The sequence below is a fragment of the Myxococcus llanfairpwllgwyngyllgogerychwyrndrobwllllantysiliogogogochensis genome (assembly GCF_006636215.1).
Taxonomy (GTDB): Bacteria; Myxococcota; Myxococcia; order Myxococcales; family Myxococcaceae; genus Myxococcus; species Myxococcus llanfairpwllgwyngyllgogerychwyrndrobwllllantysiliogogogochensis.
Map to the genome: position 1 here is coordinate 1 of NZ_VIFM01000855.1, position 420 is coordinate 420.

At 72.4% G+C, this 420-nt stretch carries 1 protein-coding gene; it reads right to left on the bottom strand.

Annotated features, from left to right (window positions below):
• The coding region (locus FJV41_RS57525) for a hypothetical protein (protein WP_220138039.1) at nt 1–420 on the bottom strand (420 nt) is incomplete at both ends.

The window sequence follows — 420 nt, forward strand, 5'->3', positions numbered from 1 at the left end:
CTCCAGCGGGCCGGCGCCGAAGCGCCACATGCCGTCCAGCGCATAGCGGTTGGACCGCATGCCGATGGTCACGTCGTCCTCGGCGACGGTGCCGTAGTCGCTGCGGTAGGTGCTCGCGGAGAGGCCCAGGTAGCCGCGGTCGAAAAAGGCCGTGCCGCCCACGGCGCCGCCGCGCGTATGGCTGGCGGAATTGCAGATGCGCCGGGACAGGCCGGGCGACCCGGGCTTCTCGCAGCCCAGCTCGATGGGCACGCGCACGTCGTCGGTGTCGCGGTCGAACACGTCGGCATGCAGCGCGAAGCGGTCGTTGCCGCCCTCCACCATCGCCGCGCCCGCGCGCTCCCGGTTGCCGGTGGCGGCCGAGGCTTCGGCCTTGCCGTCCACGCCGTTCAACGGCTCGCGCGGAATGCGGTTGTCGAT